General features: G+C 67.1%; 18 protein-coding genes. 13 read left to right on the forward strand and 5 right to left on the reverse strand.

Features of this window, described 5'->3' with window-relative positions:
• The first annotated feature begins 62 nt into the window (after window positions 1-62).
• From ACCD11_RS26380 to ACCD11_RS26405, 6 genes are all read left to right on the forward strand, one after another.
• Window positions 63-1,160, forward strand: coding sequence for a glycosyltransferase family 4 protein (locus ACCD11_RS26380; RefSeq protein ID WP_413316088.1), 1,098 nt, complete (start codon window positions 63-65; stop codon window positions 1,158-1,160).
• Window positions 1,161-1,348: 188 nt separating this feature from the next.
• Entirely contained in the window at window positions 1,349-2,242 is an 894-nt protein-coding gene (argB, locus tag ACCD11_RS26385; RefSeq protein WP_007838986.1) for an acetylglutamate kinase, read from the forward strand.
• Between the two features lie 65 nt (window positions 2,243-2,307).
• Complete coding sequence (gene slmA / locus ACCD11_RS26390; RefSeq protein ID WP_413316089.1) at window positions 2,308-2,958, forward strand: nucleoid occlusion factor SlmA; 651 nt, start codon at window positions 2,308-2,310, stop codon at window positions 2,956-2,958.
• A 178-nt stretch (window positions 2,959-3,136) separates the two neighbouring features.
• Entirely contained in the window at window positions 3,137-3,739 is a 603-nt protein-coding gene (locus ACCD11_RS26395; RefSeq protein ID WP_007838991.1) for a DUF1326 domain-containing protein, read from the forward strand.
• Window positions 3,740-3,800: 61 nt separating this feature from the next.
• Window positions 3,801-4,616 (forward strand): DUF2182 domain-containing protein, encoded by an 816-nt coding sequence (locus ACCD11_RS26400; protein ID WP_413316090.1) that lies wholly within the window; start codon window positions 3,801-3,803, stop codon window positions 4,614-4,616.
• Between the two features lie 4 nt (window positions 4,617-4,620).
• On the forward strand, window positions 4,621-5,496 hold the full coding sequence (locus tag ACCD11_RS26405) for a DMT family transporter (protein ID WP_413316106.1): 876 nt from the start codon (window positions 4,621-4,623) through the stop codon (window positions 5,494-5,496).
• A 14-nt stretch (window positions 5,497-5,510) separates the two neighbouring features.
• Here ACCD11_RS26405 and ACCD11_RS26410 read toward each other — a convergent pair whose 3' ends face one another.
• From ACCD11_RS26410 to ACCD11_RS26425, 4 genes are read right to left on the reverse strand one after another with little or no spacing between them, the layout of a single operon-like run.
• The gene (locus tag ACCD11_RS26410; protein WP_413316091.1) at window positions 5,511-6,569 is read right to left on the reverse strand and encodes a malate/lactate/ureidoglycolate dehydrogenase; all 1,059 of its coding nucleotides are present in this window, start codon (window positions 6,567-6,569) and stop codon (window positions 5,511-5,513) included.
• Between the two features lie 3 nt (window positions 6,570-6,572).
• On the reverse strand, window positions 6,573-7,505 hold the full coding sequence (locus ACCD11_RS26415; RefSeq protein ID WP_413316092.1) for an SMP-30/gluconolactonase/LRE family protein: 933 nt from the start codon (window positions 7,503-7,505) through the stop codon (window positions 6,573-6,575).
• 20 nt (window positions 7,506-7,525) lie between these two features.
• Window positions 7,526-9,052, reverse strand: coding sequence for a UxaA family hydrolase (locus tag ACCD11_RS26420; protein WP_007839001.1), 1,527 nt, complete (start codon window positions 9,050-9,052; stop codon window positions 7,526-7,528).
• A gap of 34 nt (window positions 9,053-9,086) precedes the next feature.
• Window positions 9,087-9,803, reverse strand: coding sequence for a FadR/GntR family transcriptional regulator (locus tag ACCD11_RS26425; protein WP_007839003.1), 717 nt, complete (start codon window positions 9,801-9,803; stop codon window positions 9,087-9,089).
• Between the two features lie 121 nt (window positions 9,804-9,924).
• On the opposite strand from ACCD11_RS26425, the gene ACCD11_RS26430 reads away from it, so the two are divergent.
• The 3 genes from ACCD11_RS26430 (at window position 9,925) to ACCD11_RS26440 (ending at window position 12,459) form a co-directional block, all read left to right on the forward strand.
• The gene (locus tag ACCD11_RS26430) at window positions 9,925-10,659 is read left to right on the forward strand and encodes an SDR family oxidoreductase (protein ID WP_007839005.1); all 735 of its coding nucleotides are present in this window, start codon (window positions 9,925-9,927) and stop codon (window positions 10,657-10,659) included.
• 87 nt (window positions 10,660-10,746) lie between these two features.
• A complete protein-coding gene (locus ACCD11_RS26435; RefSeq protein WP_007839007.1) occupies window positions 10,747-11,595 on the forward strand; it encodes a fumarylacetoacetate hydrolase family protein in 849 nt (282 codons plus the stop codon).
• A gap of 27 nt (window positions 11,596-11,622) precedes the next feature.
• Window positions 11,623-12,459 carry an AraC family transcriptional regulator gene (locus tag ACCD11_RS26440; RefSeq protein ID WP_413316093.1) on the forward strand — a complete coding sequence of 279 codons (837 nt, stop codon included), beginning with the start codon at window positions 11,623-11,625 and terminating at the stop codon, window positions 12,457-12,459.
• A gap of 3 nt (window positions 12,460-12,462) precedes the next feature.
• Here the strand turns inward: ACCD11_RS26440 and ACCD11_RS26445 are convergent, their stop codons facing one another.
• Complete coding sequence (locus ACCD11_RS26445; protein WP_413316094.1) at window positions 12,463-13,350, reverse strand: LysR family transcriptional regulator; 888 nt, start codon at window positions 13,348-13,350, stop codon at window positions 12,463-12,465.
• A 108-nt stretch (window positions 13,351-13,458) separates the two neighbouring features.
• Between ACCD11_RS26445 and ACCD11_RS26450 the strand changes: the two genes are divergently transcribed.
• From ACCD11_RS26450 to ACCD11_RS26465, 4 genes are all read left to right on the forward strand, one after another.
• Window positions 13,459-14,217 carry an SDR family oxidoreductase gene (locus ACCD11_RS26450; protein ID WP_413316095.1) on the forward strand — a complete coding sequence of 253 codons (759 nt, stop codon included), beginning with the start codon at window positions 13,459-13,461 and terminating at the stop codon, window positions 14,215-14,217.
• Between the two features lie 139 nt (window positions 14,218-14,356).
• Window positions 14,357-15,043, forward strand: a complete 687-nt coding sequence (locus ACCD11_RS26455; protein WP_007834068.1) for a TetR/AcrR family transcriptional regulator — start codon at window positions 14,357-14,359, stop codon at window positions 15,041-15,043.
• 74 nt (window positions 15,044-15,117) lie between these two features.
• Window positions 15,118-16,914 carry an acyl-CoA dehydrogenase C-terminal domain-containing protein gene (locus tag ACCD11_RS26460; RefSeq protein WP_413316096.1) on the forward strand — a complete coding sequence of 599 codons (1,797 nt, stop codon included), beginning with the start codon at window positions 15,118-15,120 and terminating at the stop codon, window positions 16,912-16,914.
• 43 nt (window positions 16,915-16,957) lie between these two features.
• Window positions 16,958-17,392 carry a DUF2147 domain-containing protein gene (locus ACCD11_RS26465; protein ID WP_413316097.1) on the forward strand — a complete coding sequence of 145 codons (435 nt, stop codon included), beginning with the start codon at window positions 16,958-16,960 and terminating at the stop codon, window positions 17,390-17,392.
• Window positions 17,393-17,429: the final 37 nt, after the last annotated feature.

The following is a 17,429-nucleotide window of genomic DNA, read 5'->3' on the forward strand; positions in this document are numbered from 1 at the left end:
GAGGGAGGCGTGGGCATGGTCTAATTTCGCTCGGGAATTCTAGGGTTCCCCAACTCCCACACATGATTGCTCTGATCGTCATCAGTTTCTTCGTCGCCGCTTTCGCGGTCCAGCTGTTCATGCGCCGCGCGCGCAGGCATGCCCGCCTCTATGGCGCCGACATGCCTCAGCGCTTCCACAAAGGCCATGTGCCGCGCCTGGGCGGTGCGGGCATCCTGCTGGGCATGGGCGTGGCATGGCTGGCGGCCGGCGTCACCGGCACCGATCCGTTCAACGTGTCGTGGCCCGTCAAGACCTCGATGCTCACGCTGCTGTGCATCGCGCCGGCAGTGCTGGGCGGCATCGTCGAAGACGTCACCCAGAACGTCAAGGTGCGCTACCGACTGGGGCTCACCATCGGCTCTGCGCTGCTCGTGTGCTGGGTGCTTGGGCTGGGCGTGGCGCGCACCGGCTCCGAAACGGTCGACGGCTGGCTGGCGATGATTCCCTTTGCCACCGTGCTGTTCGCGGCCCTGGCCATCGGCGGCCTGCCGCATGCCTTCAATATCATCGACGGCTACAACGGCTTGGCGGGCACGGTCGCCGTGCTGGTGTGCCTGGCAATTTCCCACGTGGCGTTGCAGGTCGGCGACCGGCAGCTGGCGGCCATGGTGATCTGCCTGGTGGGAGCCACCTTCGGCTTCCTGGTGTGGAACTACCCGCGCGGCAAGATCTTCGCCGGCGACGGCGGCGCCTACGTCTGGGGCATGGTGATCGCCGTGGCCTGCGTGACGCTGGTGCAGCGCCACCGCGTGGTGTCGCCTTGGTTCCCGATGCTGCTGCTGATCTACCCGGTGTGGGAGACGCTATTCTCCATCTACCGCAAGCTGGCCCGCGGGCAGTCGCCCGGCACGGCCGATGCACTGCATTTCCACCAGCTGATCTTCCGCCGCATCGTGCGCGTGGCCTTCGCGGACGACGAAGCACGGCAACTGCTCGCGCGCAACAACCGCACCTCGCCATACCTCTGGATGTTTGCTGCGCTGTCGGTGGTACCGGCCGTGCTGTTCTGGAACAACACCATCGTGCTGATGTTCTTCTGCCTGCTGTTTGTCACGACCTATGTGGGCGCGTACCTGATGATCGTGCGTTTCAAGGTGCCGCGCTGGCTGCGCCCGTGAACCGGCACACCCCCAGGCTTCGCGCACTTCATGTCGCTGCGCCAACCCCCTTGCAGGGGACAACACCGGTGTGGCCCGGCAAAGCCGGTTCCACGGTGTTCCCGCGCAGTCAGTCGGCTGTCACCGCGATTGCGCGAGAATTTGAGCCTCACCTGATCGTCCACTGTTGCTTTGGAGCCTGACCGCCCATGACCGACCCCGTCCTCAACATCCCCCCCCGCGACAAGGCCGAGATCCTGGCCCAGGCGCTGCCGTACATCCGCAAGTTCCACGGCAAGACCATCGTCATCAAGTACGGCGGCAATGCCATGACCGATCCGGCGCTGCAGGCCGACTTCGCGGAAGACGTGGTGCTGCTGAAGCTGGTCGGCATGAACCCGGTGGTGGTGCACGGCGGCGGCCCGCAGATCGAGGCGGCACTCAACAAGCTCGGCAAGAAGGGCAGCTTCATCCAGGGCATGCGCGTGACCGACGCCGAGACCATGGAGGTCGTCGAATGGGTGCTGGCCGGAGAGGTGCAGCAGGACATCGTGGGCCTGATCAACCAGGCTGGCGGCAAGGCCGTGGGCCTGACCGGGCGCGACGGCGGCCTGATTCGCGCGCAGAAGCTCAAGCTGGCCGACCGCACCGACCCGAACCTGCACCATGACGTAGGGCAGGTCGGCGACATCGTCTCCATCGACCCCAGCGTGGTCAAGGCGCTGCAGGACGACGCCTTCATCCCCGTCGTGAGTCCGATCGGCTTCGGCGAGGAGAACGAGAGCTACAACATCAACGCCGACGTCGTCGCCGGCAAGCTCGCCACCGTGCTCAAGGCCGAGAAGCTCATGCTGCTGACCAACACGCCCGGCGTGCTCGACAAGGACGGCAAGCTGCTCACCAACCTGAGCGCGCGAGAAATCGACGACCTGTTCGCCGACGGCACGATCTCGGGCGGCATGCTGCCCAAGATCGAAGGCGCGCTCGACGCGGCCAAGAGCGGCGTGAACGCGGTGCACATCATCGACGGCCGGGTGCCGCACGCGATGCTGCTGGAGATCCTGACCGACCAGGCTTACGGGACGATGATTCGGGCGCGCTGAACGGGACGGCGCGTGCTCACAGCCCTGTGCGAGAATCAATTGATTACATCTTTGCACGCGCTCCCATGCAGAACGAAGAGACGACCAGTGCTTCCGGCGTAGAGACCTCTGCGGACACGCTTACCCCCCCGACGCGCAAGCGCCCCAAGCCGGGTGAGCGGCGCGTGCAGATCCTGCAGGCGCTCGCCGCCATGCTCGAGCAGCCCGGCGCCGAGCGGGTCACCACCGCTGCGCTGGCTGCGCGGCTCGAAGTGAGCGAGGCCGCGCTTTACCGCCACTTCGCCAGCAAGGCCCAGATGTTCGAGGGCCTGATCGACTTCATCGAGCAGAGCGTCTTCACGCTGGTCAACCAGATCCTGGAGCGCGAGGGCGCCACCGGCGCTCAGCAGGCCGCCAAGATCCTCGCGCTGCTGGTCCAGTTCGCCGAGCGCAACCCCGGCATGACCCGCGTCATGGTGGGCGATGCGCTGGTCTACGAAAACGAGCGCCTGCAGCAGCGCATGAACCAGTTCTTCGACAAGATCGAAGCCACGCTGCGCCAGGTGCTGCGCGGCGCCGCCGCGGCCGACGGCTCGGCCACGCCCAGCGTCGACGCCCAGGTGCGCGCCGCGGCGCTCACGGCCTTCGTGGTCGGGCAGCTCCAGCGCTTTGCGCGCTCGGGTTTCCGCCGTGCGCCGTCCGAGCACCTCGAAGCAACGATCGCCTTGATCGTTTGATTCGTCCCTGTCGGGGCGATGGCTGATCGAACTGCGAGCCCACAGGGTACCCAGGTGACGGCGCGGAGCCCGGCACCGCGCTCGACTTGCTTCGTTGCGAAGCGTAGGATCAGCGCCCCTTGCCGCCCCGTCGCGGCGACAAGTCCGTGTTCGTGTGGCTTCTTGAACGGAGGTTCGTATGAGCTATCACCTGGAAGGTCGCCTGCTCGAGGTATGCAACTGCAACGTCCTTTGTCCCTGCTGGATCGGCGAGGATCCTGACAACGGCACCTGCGACACGATCGTCGCGTGGCGCATCGACAAGGGAACGATCGACGGCATCGACGTCGGCGGCAATACCATCGCGGCCGTGGCGCATGTGCCCGGAAACATCCTGGAAGGCAACTGGACGGCGGCGATCTTCGTCGACGAAAGCGCCTCCAAGGAGCAGGAAGAAGCGCTGCTCAAGGTCTACACCGGGCAGGCCGGCGGACCGATCGCCGACCTGGCCAAGCTCATCGGCCAGGTCGTGTCGGTCGAGCGGGCGCCGATCCGCTTCACCGTGAACAACGGCAAGGGCGAGCTGGAGATCGGCAAGGACTACTACGCCGAACTCGAGCCCTACCGCGGCGCGACCGGCGGCCAGACCACCCTTTCCGACACCGTGTTCTCGACGGTTCCGGGCGCGCCGGTGTTCGTCGGCAAGGCCCCGACCTACCGTTCGAAGAATGCCGCGCTGGGCATCGACCTCGACATCAAGAACCACAACGCGCTGCAGAGCACCTTCGTCTTCGACGCATGAGCGCCGCGCGGGGCCGCCCCAAGCAAGTTCGCACCGCAGTGCGAAGCACGAAGGTTGCCCAATGAACCCGGCGGCCGGCTCGCCGCCGCGCAACGTCTCGCGCCACCGCCGTGTGTTCCTGCCGGTGCTTGCTGCGCTGATCACGCTCGCGTGGATGGCGTTGTGGGCCTGGGCGCGCAGTCCCTACGGACGCTATCTCGAACACGGCGACTGGACCGCCTCGGGGCCGGCCGCGTTCCTGTGCCAGGTCGTTCCCGCCGGCGACGTGGTCGTGCCCATGGTGCTCTATGCCGCTTCGTGGATTCTCATGACGGCGGCCATGATGCTGCCGACGACGCTTCCGTTGTTCAACGCCTTCGACCGGTTGACCGAGGGGCGCCCGGACCATGGACGCCTTCTCGTGCTGCTGGGGCTGGGCTACATGGCGGTGTGGGGCGCCTTCGGGTTGCTGGCGCACGCACTCCACAGTGCGGTGCTGGCCCTGCTCGCCAGCGCGCCGACCCTGGCCTGGCACGGCTGGGTGATCGGTGCCGCGACCATCGCGCTGGCTGGAGCCTTCCAGTTCAGCCGTCTCAAGCACCGGTGCCTGGAGAAGTGCCGCACGCCGCTGAGCTTCGTCGTCGAGCATTGGCGGGGGCAGGCGCAGGCCAGGCATGCGTTCGCGCTGGGCACGCACCACGGCCTGTTCTGCGTCGGCTGCTGCTGGGCGCTGATGTTGTTGATGTTCGCGCTCGGCACCGGCAGCCTCGGCTGGATGCTTCTGCTCGCGGCCGTCATGGCGGTAGAAAAGAACGTTCCCTGGGGCCATCGTCTCAGCGCGCCGCTTGGGTTCGCGTTGCTGGGCTGGGCCGCCTTCATGGTGGCGATGCATGTCTGAAGCCATGTCTGAAGGGCGCCGCGGCCCGTCCCTCCTGCAGACCATCGCCCTTACCGCTGTGGCCATGGTCGCGTTCGCAGCCAATTCGCTGTTGTGCAGGCTCGCGCTGCAGCAACGGGGCATCGATCCCGCCAGCTTCGGCAGCATCAGACTGGTTTCCGGGGCAATCACGCTCGCGCTCGTCGTGCGGCTCAGGGTACGGCCGTCTGTGGCCGGGCGGGCCGACTGGCTTGCCGCCGCCATGCTGTTCGCCTATGTCGCGTTCTTCTCTTTCGCCTACCTCAGCCTGCCCGCGGGAACGGGTGCGCTGATCCTGTTCGGTGCGGTTCAGCTCACGATGCTTGGTGCGGGTCTGGGCTCCGGCGAGCGCTTCGGGCCTGCTGCATGGTTCGGTTTCGCCCTGGCGGTGGTCGGACTCGTGTACCTGGTGTCACCGGGGATTTCCGCGCCGCCGCTCTTCGGCGCCGTGCTGATGGCGGTGGCGGGCGTGGCGTGGGGCCTGTATTCATTGCGCGGCCGCGGCGTGGCCGACCCGCTGGCCGCCACTGCGCGCAACTTCACGCGGGCGGTGCCGCTCGCGCTCGCGCTGAGCCTGGGCTTCGTGGCAAGCGCTCATGCGGACGCGACCGGCGTCGCCCTGGCCGTGGCTTCCGGTGCGCTGACCTCGGGTCTCGGCTATGTCGTCTGGTATGCGGTGCTGGGCCGCCTTTCGGCGATGCGGGCAGCCACCGTGCAGCTGTCGGTGCCGCTGCTGGCCGCATTTGGTGGCGTGCTGTTCCTGTCCGAGGCGATCACGCCGCGGCTGGCGGCCGCCTCCGTGGCGATCCTGGGAGGCATCGCGCTCGTGCTGAGTCAGAAGTCGCAAAGCGCGCGCCGTTAGCCGTCGTCAAGCCCTTACGCGATGGCAATGCCCACCTTGGCACCCGCCGTGACGATCTCCCCCCACGTCGCCTCATCGACCCAGATCCCGTCCCGCCGCCGCGCAGCCCGCGCCTTGCGCTCCGGTTCGCCGGCAATCTGCACCTCGTCGAAGCCCTGTCCCGGCGGGCTCTGCCGCAGCCATTCGACGAACTCCCGCGCCTCCTGGTCGAACGAAGTCTGCGTGCCCAGGCGTGCCGGGTCGATCAGCACCGTCAGCATGCCGTTGAGCACCGTGCGGGCCGTGTCGGCCGGCCGGTGCCATGTGCCACCGCCCGTGAGTGCACCGCCCAGCAGCTCGCACGCCACGGCCATGCCGTAGCCCTTGTGCTCGCCGAAGGTCATGAGCGCGCCGAACAGGCCGTTGCCCTGCGGCACGACCACCACGCCGGGGTCGTTGGTCGGTGCGCCGTTCTCGTCGATCAGGTAGCCGTCGGGTACGCGCTCGCCCTTGTTGTGCGCCACGCGCATCTTTCCCTGCGCGACGCGGCTGGTCGCGTAGTCGAGCACGAAGGGGTCCGCGCCCGCGAGCGGAATGCCGATGCAGCACGGGTTGGTGCCGAAGCGCCCGTCGCCGCCGCCCCAGGGCGCGACCACCGGACGCGACAGCACATTGACGAAGTGCATCGACACCAGTCCCTGCGCCGTCGCCATCTCGGCGAAATGCCCGATGCGCCCCAGGTGGTGCGCATGCGAGAGCGTGAAGATGCAACTGCCGTGCTGCTTCGCCCGCGCAATGCCGAGCTCCATCGCCTGCACGCCGACGATCTGGCCATAGCCGTGCTGGCCGTCCAGCCCCATCAGCGTGCCGATGTCGAGGTTGACGCGCACGGCGGCGTTCGGCTTCAGCCCGCCCTCGGCCACCGCGTCGACGTACCGTGGCAGCATGCCCACGCCGTGCGAGTCGTGGCCGCTGAGGTTCGCCAGCACGAGGTTGGCGGCCACCTGTTGTGCTTCGGCCGGCGTGCTGCCTGCGGCTTCGAGGATGCGGGCGACGGTGGCTTGCAGGCCATCGGCCCCCAGTGTTCTGGACATGGATCAGACTCCCTTCGCGTTCAGCGTGATGGCATAGAGCGACGTGGTCGCACAAATGAAAAGGCGATTGCGCTTCGGCCCGCCGAAGCAGACGTTGGCCACGCGTTCGGGCAGCAGGATCTTGCCGAGCAGCGTGCCGTCGGGGTGGTAGGCGTGCACGCCATCGAGCGCGCTGGTCCAGATGCGGCCTTCGGTGTCGAGGCGGAAGCCGTCGAACAGGCCGCTGGTGCATTCGGCAAACACTTCGCCTCCGCTCAGGGTGCGGCCGTCGGCGCCCACCTTGAAGCGGCGAATGTGACGCGGCCCGTCCGCCGCATGGCTCGCGCCGGTGTCGGCGATGTACAGCAGCGATTCGTCGGGCGAGAACGCCAGCCCGTTGGGCTTCACGAAGTCGTCGGCCATGCGCTCGACCTCGCCGCTCGCGGGGTCGATGCGGTAGACGTGGCAGGCGCCGATCTCGCTGTCCGCCTTCAGGCCTTCGTAGTCGGAGAGGATGCCGTAGCTCGGGTCGGTGAACCACACGCCGCCGTCCGAATGCACGACCACGTCGTTCGGTGAATTGAGCCGCTTGCCCTGCCAGTGCGAAGCCAGCACGGTGATCGATCCGTCGTGCTCTGTGCGCGTCACGCGCCGCGTGAGGTGCTCGCAGCTCACGAGCCGGCCCTCGCAGTCGACCGTGTGGCCATTGGCGTTGTTCGACGGCTCGCGGAAGATGCCGACCGTGCCGTTGACCTCGTCGTAGCGCAGCATGCGGTTGTTGGGAATGTCGGACCACACCAGCGTGCGGTGCGCGCCGAACCAGGCGGGGCCTTCGCACCAGCGCGCACCGGTCCACAGGCGTTGCACCCGCTCGGGGCCGGGAATGCAGGTCTTGAAGCGACGGTCCAGGTGTTCGAAGCCGGTGCCGTCGAGGAAACCGAAGGGGAGTGTGGCCATGGGGTTCCTTGTCGATGGATTCACATCACGGCGCCGACCTGCCACGGAACGAACTCGTTCTGCCCGTAGCCGTGCTGCTCGCTTTTCGATTGCGCGCCCGAGGCGGTCGCGAGCACCAGTTCGAAGATTCGCTGGCCCATCTCCTGGATCGATGCGGTGCCGTCCACGATCTCGCCGCAGTTGATGTCCATGTCTTCTTCCTGCCGCTGCCAAAGCGCCGAGTTGGTCGCGAGCTTGAGCGAGGGGGAGGGCGCGCAACCGTACGCCGAGCCACGCCCGGTCGTGAAGCAGATCAGGTTGGCGCCGCCGGCCACCTGGCCCGTGGCGCTCACCGGGTCGTAGCCCGGCGTGTCCATGTAGACGAAGCCGTGCGCGGTGACGGGCTCCGCGTATTCGTACACCGCTTCGAGGTTGCTCGTGCCGCCCTTGGCGACCGCGCCCAGCGACTTCTCGAGGATGGTGGTGAGCCCGCCTGCCTTGTTGCCCGGCGAAGGGTTGTTGTTCATCTCGCCTTCGTTGATGGCGGTGTAGTGCTCCCACCACTTGATGCGGTCCACCAGCTTCTGGCCGACTTCGCGCTTCACGGCACGGCGCGTCAGCAGGTGCTCGGCGCCATACACCTCGGGCGTTTCGCTGAGGATGGCGGTGCCGCCGTGCGCCACCAGCAGGTCGACCGCCGCGCCCAGCGCCGGGTTGGCGCTGATGCCCGAGTAACCGTCGGAGCCGCCGCACTGCAGCCCGATGGTGATGTGCGCAGCGCTGCATGGCTCGCGCTTCACCGCGTTGGCGCGCGGCAGCATCTCGTTGATGAGCGCCACGCCTTTCTCCACCGTCTTGCGCGTGCCGCCGGTGTCCTGGATGTTGAAGGTGCGGAAGTTCTCGCCCTCGGCCAGGTGGCCGGTCGCGAGCCAGGCGTTGATCTGGTTGGCCTCGCAGCCGAGCCCGACGACCAGCACGCCCGCGAAGTTTGGGTGCGTGGCGTATCCCGTGAGCGTGCGCTCCAAAATCTGCATGCCCATGCCCTCGGTGTCCATGCCGCAGCCGGTGCCGTGCGTGAGCGCGACCACGCCATCGACGTTCGGGAACGCCGCAAGTGCTTGCGGATTGGTCTTGCGCGAGAAGTGATCGGCAATGGCGCGCGCGGCCGTGGCCGAGCAGTTCACGCTGGTCAGCACGCCGATGTAGTTGCGCGTGGCCACGCGGCCGTCGGCGCGCTTGATGCCCATGAAGGTGGCCTCGCGCTTGGCGGGCGCGGGCTTCACGTCGGCGCCGAAGGCGTAGTCGCGTTCGAAATCTCCCTTGTCCGGACCCATGTCGAGGTTCTGCGTGTGCACGTGCTCGCCGGCGGCGATGGGCTTGCTCGCGAAACCGATGATCTGGTTGTAGCGGCGCACAGGCTCGCCCGGCGCGATGGCGCGCATGGCGATCTTGTGGCCCGGCGGGATCAGGCCGCGCACGGCCACGTTCTCGACGACGGTGCCGCCGAGCAGTTGCGAGCGCGCGATGACGACGTCATCGGCGGGGTGGAGTCGGATGTAGGGAGTCATCGTGAGTGTCTGCCAGCGCTTGTTTGTTTGTTTGTCAGGAGGCCTTGGTGCGGCGCCAGCTCGCGCTGAACCGCTGGTGGAACTTGTCCATGTGATGGTGCATTGCGTCGCGCGCCGCGGCCGGATCGTGCGCCGCGATGGCGTCGAGGATGGCTTCGTGCTCGCCGATGGCGGCCTGCCACGAGTCCATGGTCTCGAAGTAATCGATCATCCGGGCGAAGATCGGCCCATGCCGCGACTCCCAGAAGCCCTGCACCGTCTCGGTCAGCACCACGTTGTCGCACGCGTTGACGATGGCCAGGTGGAAGGCGCGGTCGCCCTCGTGCGGCACCTCGTTGCGTGCAGCCATCTCGCGCATCATGCGGATCGCGCGGCGCATGGCGTCCACGTCCTTGCGCTTGCCGTACTGGGCCGCGGTGGCGGCGGTCTCGCCTTCCACCAGGCGGCGCGCGCGGATGATTTCGAGCGGGCCCCATTCGACGCCGGCTGCGCCGTTGGCTGGCGGGGCCGCTCGGTGCGACCTGTCGAGCACGTACACGCCCGAGCCGGTGCGGATCTCGACCCAGCCTTCGACCTCCAGCGCAATCAGCGCCTCGCGCACCGAAGGCCGGCTCACGCCCAGCTGCGCGGCCAGGTCGCGCTCGGCGGGAATGCGCGCGCCCACCGCGAACTCGCCCTTGCCGATGAGCACGCGCAGCTGCTCGGCAATCTGGCGGTAGAGGCGCTGGGGTTCGAGGGTCTGGATCGGCACGGGAACGAAAAGAGGAAATCGAACGGGTTAAGGGTTGTCCTGAATTGGACAAGTGGTAAGGCCAATTCAGAATACGATACACCGCCCGGATCAACATCGGGCCTAACCCGAGGAGACACCCATGAGATTGAAGGGAAAGACCGCGCTGGTCACCGCCGCAGGCCAGGGCATCGGCCGTGCCAGCGTGCTCGCCATGGCGGCCGAAGGCGCGCAGGTCTGGGCCACCGACGTCAACGAAAAGCTGCTCGAACGCTACGCCGGCATGCCCAACGTCACGGCGCTCAAGCTCGACGTGCTCGACAAGGCCGCCATCGGCGCGCTGGTGGCGAAGCTGCCCGCGCTCGACGTTCTCTTCAACTGCGCGGGCGTGGTGCACAACGGCACCATCGAGCAGGCCACCGACGACGAGCTGCTGTTTGCCTTCAGCCTCAACGTGCGCGCGCAGATGTGGACCATCCAGGCCGTGCTGCCCGGCATGCTGGCGGCCGGGCGCGGCAGCATCATCAACATGGCGAGCGTGTGCTCCAGCATGAAGGGGCTGCCCAACCGCTTTGTCTACGGCACCACCAAGGCGGCGGTGCTGGGCCTTACCAAGAGCGTGGCGGCCGACTACGTGGCCCGGGGCATCCGCTGCAATGCCGTGTGCCCGGGCACGGTCGATACGCCTTCGCTCGGCGACCGTATCAACGCCAACGCCGACCCCGATGCCGCCCGCAAGGCCTTCATCGCGCGCCAGCCCATGGGCCGGCTCGCGCAGGCCGAGGAGATCGCGCCGGTGGTGGTGTTCCTTGCGAGCGACGAATCGATCTTCGCTACCGGACAGGCCTTCACGGTCGACGGCGGCATCACCATATGACCCGCTCGACTTCGCGGGCCACCGCTGCGGTCTTCGACCTCTCCAGTGGCCGCTCCACGTATTGATTCAATGCACTGAAAGGAAAGCATGAAACTCGTCCGCTATGGCAACCCCGGCAAGGAAAAGCCCGGCCTCATCGACGACAAGGGCCAGCTGCGCGACCTGAGCGCGGTCGTCAAGGACATCGGTCCCGACCAGCTCGGCGATGCCGCCATTGCCAAGCTGCGCAAGCAGAAGCTCGACAAGCTGCCGCTGGTCAAGGGCAAGCCTCGTTTCGGCAGCCCCGTGGCCAACGTCGGCAAGTTCATCGCCATCGGCCTCAACTACGCGGACCACGCGGCCGAGTCCGGCCTGCCGGTGCCCAAGGAGCCCGTGGTGTTCATGAAGGCCAACAGCTGCATCCAGGGGCCGAACGACCCCGTGATGCTGCCCAAGGGCTCTGTCAAGACCGACTGGGAAGTCGAGCTCGGCGTGGTCATCGGCACGCGCGCCCGCTATGTGTCGCAGAAGAGCGCGCTCGACTATGTGGCCGGCTACTGCACCATCAACGACGTCAGCGAGCGCGAATACCAGATCGAGCGCGGCGGCACCTGGGACAAGGGCAAGGGTTGCGACACCTTCGGCCCGCTCGGCCCCTGGCTCGTCACGCGCGACGAAATCGAGAACCCGCAGAAGCTCTCGATGTGGCTCGACCTGAACGGCCAGCGCGTGCAGACGGGCAGCACCAGGACCATGATCTTCAGCGTCGCCAAGATCGTGAGCTACGTAAGCCAGTTCATGACCCTGATGCCCGGCGACGTGATCACCACCGGCACGCCGCCCGGCGTGGGCATGGGCATGAAGCCGCCGTTGTTCCTGAAGAAGGGCGACGTGATGACGCTCGGCATCGAAGGCCTGGGCGAACAACGCCAGGAAGTGATTCCCTTCAAGCTCTGAGCACCGTTCTCTGAGATCATCCGGCGGATGAAGACGCCGCCGGACCATCGCTCGCAGGTCTTTGGAACGCCCTGGGAGGGCGTCCATGCCACCGCGATGGACAGTGCCCGCCACTACGGCCGGCACTGGCATTCGACCTACGGCGTCGGCCTGCTCGACCATGGCGCGCAAAGCTCGGCCAGCGGCCGCGGCAGGGTCGATGCCTATGCGGGCGACCTGATCACCACCAACCCCGGCGAAGTGCACGACGGCCGGCCGCTCGGCGGCCCGTCGCGCCGTTGGCGCATGGTGTATTTCGATGCGGCCGTGATGGCTGGCATGCGCGAAGGCGTTGTGGACGCCGGCATCGAATTCACGCGGCCCGTGCTCCAGGACGTGCGGCTGCTCCACACGCTGCGCCGCCTGTTCGCCCGCCTCGATGAGTGGCGCTGTGCCACGGCCAACGCCGCAGGCGCCGAGGCGCTGGCCTGCGAAGAATCGCTGGCCGAAGTCTGCGGCGTGTTGCTCGACGCCCATTCCACCGCCGTTGCGCTGCCCGAGATCGGTGGTGATGTGCGGCTGGTGCGCGAGCGCCTCGCCGACGACTTGCTCGCCGCGCCCACGCTCGACGAACTCGCCGCGATGACCGGCCTCGGCAAGTACCAGGTGCTGCGGCGCTTCGAGAAGGCCTATGGCGTGCCGCCCCACGCGTGGCTGCTGCTGCAGCGCGCCGAACGCGCACGCGGCCTGATCCGCCGCGGCACGGGCCTCGCGGACGCCGCTGCTGCAAGCGGCTTCGCGGACCAGAGCCACATGACGCGCATCTTCGCGCGCCAGTTCGGCTTCACGCCCGGTGCGTGGCAGAGGACGTGCGGCCTGCCGTAGCGTTCAGCGCAGCACGCGGATCAGTTCGTCGTACACCAGTCGCACGCGCGCCGGCACCGGCGCGCGCTGCGAGCGGTACACATAGATCGGCCACGGCTGCGGCGCGTCGGCTTCGAGCACCGGCACCAGCGCGCCCGATTCGAGCCAGGGCTCGGCCAGTGCCCCGATCAGCTGGGCGAAGCCCAATCCCGCGAGCACCGCGGCGCACTCGGTGTCGAAGTCGTCGGTAACGAAGGCCGGCGACGTCACCGTCAGTTGCCGGCCCTTGCTGAAGACCAGCGGCCAGGGGCGGCCCGACTTGCGGTCGATCAGTGCGGTGAGCGGCAGCGCCGCGAGCGCGTCCAGCTTCTTCGGCACGCCGGTGCGCGCGACGAGTGCGGGCGCGGCCACCACGTGCAGCGCCATCCTTCCCACTGGCCTCGCAACGAAGCGTGCGTCGCGCAGCGGGCCCACGCGCACGCCGATGTCGATCTGCTGGTCGACCACGTCGGCATGCTCCTCCGACACGCGCAGGTCCAGCACCAGCCCGGGGTGTGCCGCGAGCATCGGCGCCAGCGCCTGCGGAATGAGCCGGCGTCCGAAGATGCCCGGCGCAGTGACACGCACCGTGCCCGCATGTTGCGACAGCGCGCGCCTGTCGGCGCGGTGAAAGAGGTCGTCCACGCCGCCCACTGCCACGCGCGCCCGCTCTGCGAGCTGCCGGCCGAAGTCGGTGAGCTGTACGCCGCGCGTGCTGCGGTGGAACAGCGGTTCGCCCAGTTCGTCTTCGAGCTCGCGCACCGCGCGTGTCACCACCTGCGGCGACACCGACAGCCGCACCGCGGCGTCTCGGAAGTTGGCGGCATCGGCGGCGGTGCAGAACACGCGCAAGGCTTCGAGGCGGTTGGACATGGACTGTTCCTTATTGAGGAATTCTGAAGTCGGAAGAATTTCATATACGGGAACGCAAGGATTTTCCACACTGCATGCACTTCTTCAACACACCCGAAAGGAATTTCCATGACCTCCGTTCAAGACAACATCAAGGGCAAAGTCGCCATCGTCACCGGCGCGAGCAGCGGGCTCGGCGAATCGACGGCGCGCCACCTTGCCGCGCGCGGCGCGAAGGTGGTGCTCGCGGCCCGCCGCACCGACCGGCTCGACAAGGTCGTGGCAGAAATCCGCCAAGCCGGCGGCGAGGCCATCGCCGTGGCCACCGACGTGTCGAAGCGCGCCGAACTCGACAAGCTCGCTACCGCCACCATCGAAGCCTTCGGCCGCATCGACGTGCTGGTCAACAACGCGGGCGTGATGCCGCTGTCGCCGCTCGAGAGACTCAAGGTCGACGAGTGGGACCGCACCATCGACGTCAACATCAAGGGCGTGCTTTACGGCATTGCCGCCGTGCTGCCGCGCATGCAGGCGCAGGGCGGCGGGCACATCGTCAACGTCGCTTCCATTGCGGGGCTGAAGGTGTTCACGCCCATCGGCACGGTGTATAGCGCCACCAAGCATGCGGTGCGCGCCATCTCCGAGGGCCTGCGTGTGGAGGTGGGCAACAGCGGCGTGCGCGTGACCATCGTGTCGCCCGGGGCGGTCGATTCGGAGCTGAAGTTCGGCAGCAGCGATGCCGAGAGCGCGGCTGGCGTGAAGGCGTTCTACGACGCCAACCAGATCCCCGCGGATTCGGTGGCGCGCGCCGTCGTCTACGCGGTGGAACAGCCGGCGAACGTGGACATCAACGAAGTCGTGTTGCGGCCGGTGTCGCAGGAATTCTGAAAGGAAGTGGCCGGGACGGGGCCGCGACGGCCCCATTCCGCGTCAATTAACCTTCAACCGTTGAAGGTCTCTTGTGGCCGAAAGTGCAAAGCCCTGCAAAATAGAACGACCGTTCGTTTTTTTGCAGGGAAATTCCACGATGTCCGCCACAGCCGTTTCCGCCAAGCCCGTCCGCGCCGCCCAGAAGGGCCAGCAGACCAAGGCCGTCATCGTCGACGCCGCGCTGGCGCTGGCCGCGCAGATCGGGCTGGAGGGCCTGTCGATCGGCGCCGTGGCCGAAATCACCAAGATGAGCAAGTCGGGCGTGTTCGCCCACTTCGGCTCGCGCGAGGAACTGCAGATCTCGGTGGTGCGCGAATACCACGCGCGCTTCGAGCAGGAAGTGTTCTTTCCCGCCCTCCAGGCGCCGCGCGGCCTGCCGCGCCTGCGCGCCATGTTCGCCAACTGGATGAAGCGCACCTCGACCGAGATCGACTCGGGCTGTATCTACATCAGCGGCGCCTCCGAATTCGACGACCGCCCGGGTCCGGTGCGCGACGCGCTGGTCGAGTCGGTCAGCATCTGGCAGGCCGCCGTGCTGCGCGCCATCGTGCAGGCACAGAGCGAAGGCCACTTGCGCGCCGACGCCGACGAGCGCCAGGTGGCGTTCGAGATCCACGGCCTGATCCTCGCGCTGCACTACGAGGCGCGCTTTCTTCAGGTGCCCGGCTCCATCGGCCGCGCCAACGTCGGCTTCGACAACATCCTCGCGCGCAGCGCCACGCCCGACGCGCCGAAGGCCGGGGCCACTGCGCCGGCGGGCCGCCGCCTCAAGACCGTGCGCTGAGGCTCGCGGCCTGTCCTCTTTTCTGTTTTCCCCTTTTTCTTTTTTCTATCTAGCTTCGACCAGGAGAGTCCCGGATGCCTACCTACAACCCACCCGTGCGCGACATGCAGTTCGTGCTGCATGAAGTGCTCAACGTCGCCGAGGAACTCAAGGCGCTGCCGGCCCACGCCGAAACCGACGCCGACACCATCAACGCGGTGATCGAGGAGGCCGGCAAGTTCGCTGCCGAGGTGACCTTTCCGCTGAACATCAGCGGCGACGAAGAGGGCTGTGTGCTCGACAAGACCACGCACGAAGTGAAGACGCCCAAGGGCTTCAAGGACGCCTACGCCAAGTACGTCGAAGGCGGCTGGCCTGCGCTGTCGTGCGACCCGGCCTTCGGCGGCCAGGGCCTGCCCTTCGTGGTGAACCAGTGCCTGTTCGAGATGCTCAACAGCGCCAACCAGGCCTGGACCATGTACCCCGGCCTCTCGCACGGCGCGTACGAGGCGCTGGTGGCGCACGGCACCGACGAACAGAAGAAAACCTACCTGCCCAAGCTCACGAGCGGCGAGTGGACCGGCACCATGTGCCTCACCGAACCCCATTGCGGCACCGACCTCGGCCTGCTGCGCACCAAGGCCGAGCCGCAGCCCGACGGCACCTACCGCATCACCGGCAGCAAGATCTTCATCTCGGCCGGCGAGCACGACATGACCAGCAACATCATTCACCTGGTGCTGGCCCGCCTGCCCGATGCGCCCAAGGGCAGCAAGGGCATCAGCCTGTTCGTGGTGCCGAAGTTCAAGGTCAAGGCCGACGGCTCGCTCGGCGAGCGCAACCCGATCTTCTGCGCCGGCCTGGAGCACAAGATGGGCATCCACGGCAACGCCACCGCGCAGATCGTGATCGAAGGCGCCACCGGCACGCTGGTGGGCGAGCCCAACAAGGGCCTGGCCGCGATGTTCGTGATGATGAACGCCGCCCGCCTGGGCGTGGGCAACCAGTCGCTCGGCCTGACCGAAGTGGCCTACCAGAACGCGCTGGCCTACGCCAAGGACCGCATCCAGATGCGTTCGCTCTCCGGCGTGAAGGCCAAGGACAAGGAAGCCGACCCCATCATCGTGCACCCCGACGTGCGCAAGATGCTGCTCACGGCCAAGGCCTATGCCGAAGGCGGCCGCGCGCTGCAGATCTTCTGCACGCTGCTGCTCGACAAGGAACACAACCACCCTGACGAGAAGGTGCGCAAGGACTCGGGTGAGTTGGTCGCGCTGCTGACCCCCATCGTCAAGGCCTTCATCACCGACAACGGCCACATTTCCACCAACGCCTGCATGCAGGTGTTCGGCGGCCACGGCTTCATCAAGGAATGGGGCATGGAGCAGTTCGTGCGCGACAACCGCATCAACATGATCTATGAAGGCACCAACACCATCCAGTCGCTGGACCTGTTGGGCCGCAAGGTGCTGGGCAACAACGGCGCGTCGCTGAAGAAGTTCGGCAAGCTCGTGGGCAAGCTGGTGGAAGAAGAGGGTGTGAACGAGAAGATGGCCGAGTTCATCAACCCGATCGCGATGCTGGGCGACCAGCTCACCAAGTTCACGACCGAGATCGGCTTCAAGGGCTTCCAGAACCCCGACGAAGTGGGCGCCGCCGCCGTCGACTACCTGCGCGTGGCCGGTCACTTCGTGTTCGGCTACCTGTTCGCCCGCATGGCGCAGGTCGCGCTGCGCGAGATCGCCGCCGGCAACACCGATCCGTTCTATGTCGCCAAGCTGCAGACCGCGCGCTTCTACTTCGCCAAGCTGTTCCCCGAGACCGCGACGCTGATGCGCACCGCGCGCGCCGGCAGCAAGGTGCTGATGGACACCGACGCGGCGCTGGCCTGAAGCAAGCCCTTTGCCTTTTCCTTCACTTCGCCGGGAGACACGCATGAAGAAAACATTCGCCGCCGTTCTGTTCGCAGTCACCGCAGCCTCGGCCATGGCCCAGGTCACGCCGGTCGGCCTGTGGCGCAACGTTGACGACAAGACCGGTGAGGTCAAGGCCGAGATCCGCATCGATGAACCCAACGGTGCGCTGCTCGGCCGCATCGAAAAGGCACTGGGCAAGGACGCCAAGCCCGGCGCCACCTGCGACGAATGCAGCGACGACCGCAAGGGCAAGCCCATGGTGGGCCTGGACATCATCCGCGGCGGCAAGAAGGCCGAAGGCAAGGAAGTCTGGGAAGGCGGCAAGATCCTCGACCCCGAGAACGGCAAGGAATACCGCGCGAGCTACACGCCCGTCGATGGCGGCAAGAAGCTCGAAGTGCGCGGCTACCTGGGCCCCTTCTGGCGCACTCAAACCTGGAACCGCGTTCCTTGACCCACCCCCGTAGCTGCTCACTTCGTGTAGCAGCCTC

Origin of the sequence: Variovorax sp. Varisp36, from assembly GCF_047304235.1 — a bacterium.
Lineage (GTDB): Bacteria > Pseudomonadota > Gammaproteobacteria > Burkholderiales > Burkholderiaceae_C > Variovorax.

Excerpts from the sequence above, each read along its gene's own strand:
- ACCD11_RS26380 (WP_413316088.1), top strand. The coding sequence starts at position 63 with ATGATTGCTCTGATCGTCATCAGTTTCTTCGTCGCCGCTTTCGCGGTC.
- argB (WP_007838986.1), top strand. The coding sequence starts at position 1,349 with ATGACCGACCCCGTCCTCAACATCCCCCCCCGCGACAAGGCCGAGATC.
- slmA (WP_413316089.1), top strand. The coding sequence starts at position 2,308 with ATGCAGAACGAAGAGACGACCAGTGCTTCCGGCGTAGAGACCTCTGCG.
- ACCD11_RS26395 (WP_007838991.1), top strand. The coding sequence starts at position 3,137 with ATGAGCTATCACCTGGAAGGTCGCCTGCTCGAGGTATGCAACTGCAAC.
- ACCD11_RS26400 (WP_413316090.1), top strand. The coding sequence starts at position 3,801 with ATGAACCCGGCGGCCGGCTCGCCGCCGCGCAACGTCTCGCGCCACCGC.
- ACCD11_RS26405 (WP_413316106.1), top strand. The coding sequence starts at position 4,621 with ATGTCTGAAGGGCGCCGCGGCCCGTCCCTCCTGCAGACCATCGCCCTT.
- ACCD11_RS26410 (WP_413316091.1), bottom strand. The coding sequence starts at position 6,569 with ATGTCCAGAACACTGGGGGCCGATGGCCTGCAAGCCACCGTCGCCCGC.
- ACCD11_RS26415 (WP_413316092.1), bottom strand. The coding sequence starts at position 7,505 with ATGGCCACACTCCCCTTCGGTTTCCTCGACGGCACCGGCTTCGAACAC.
- ACCD11_RS26420 (WP_007839001.1), bottom strand. The coding sequence starts at position 9,052 with ATGACTCCCTACATCCGACTCCACCCCGCCGATGACGTCGTCATCGCG.
- ACCD11_RS26430 (WP_007839005.1), top strand. The coding sequence starts at position 9,925 with ATGAGATTGAAGGGAAAGACCGCGCTGGTCACCGCCGCAGGCCAGGGC.
- ACCD11_RS26435 (WP_007839007.1), top strand. The coding sequence starts at position 10,747 with ATGAAACTCGTCCGCTATGGCAACCCCGGCAAGGAAAAGCCCGGCCTC.
- ACCD11_RS26440 (WP_413316093.1), top strand. The coding sequence starts at position 11,623 with ATGAAGACGCCGCCGGACCATCGCTCGCAGGTCTTTGGAACGCCCTGG.
- ACCD11_RS26445 (WP_413316094.1), bottom strand. The coding sequence starts at position 13,350 with ATGTCCAACCGCCTCGAAGCCTTGCGCGTGTTCTGCACCGCCGCCGAT.
- ACCD11_RS26450 (WP_413316095.1), top strand. The coding sequence starts at position 13,459 with ATGACCTCCGTTCAAGACAACATCAAGGGCAAAGTCGCCATCGTCACC.
- ACCD11_RS26455 (WP_007834068.1), top strand. The coding sequence starts at position 14,357 with ATGTCCGCCACAGCCGTTTCCGCCAAGCCCGTCCGCGCCGCCCAGAAG.
- ACCD11_RS26460 (WP_413316096.1), top strand. The coding sequence starts at position 15,118 with ATGCCTACCTACAACCCACCCGTGCGCGACATGCAGTTCGTGCTGCAT.
- ACCD11_RS26465 (WP_413316097.1), top strand. The coding sequence starts at position 16,958 with ATGAAGAAAACATTCGCCGCCGTTCTGTTCGCAGTCACCGCAGCCTCG.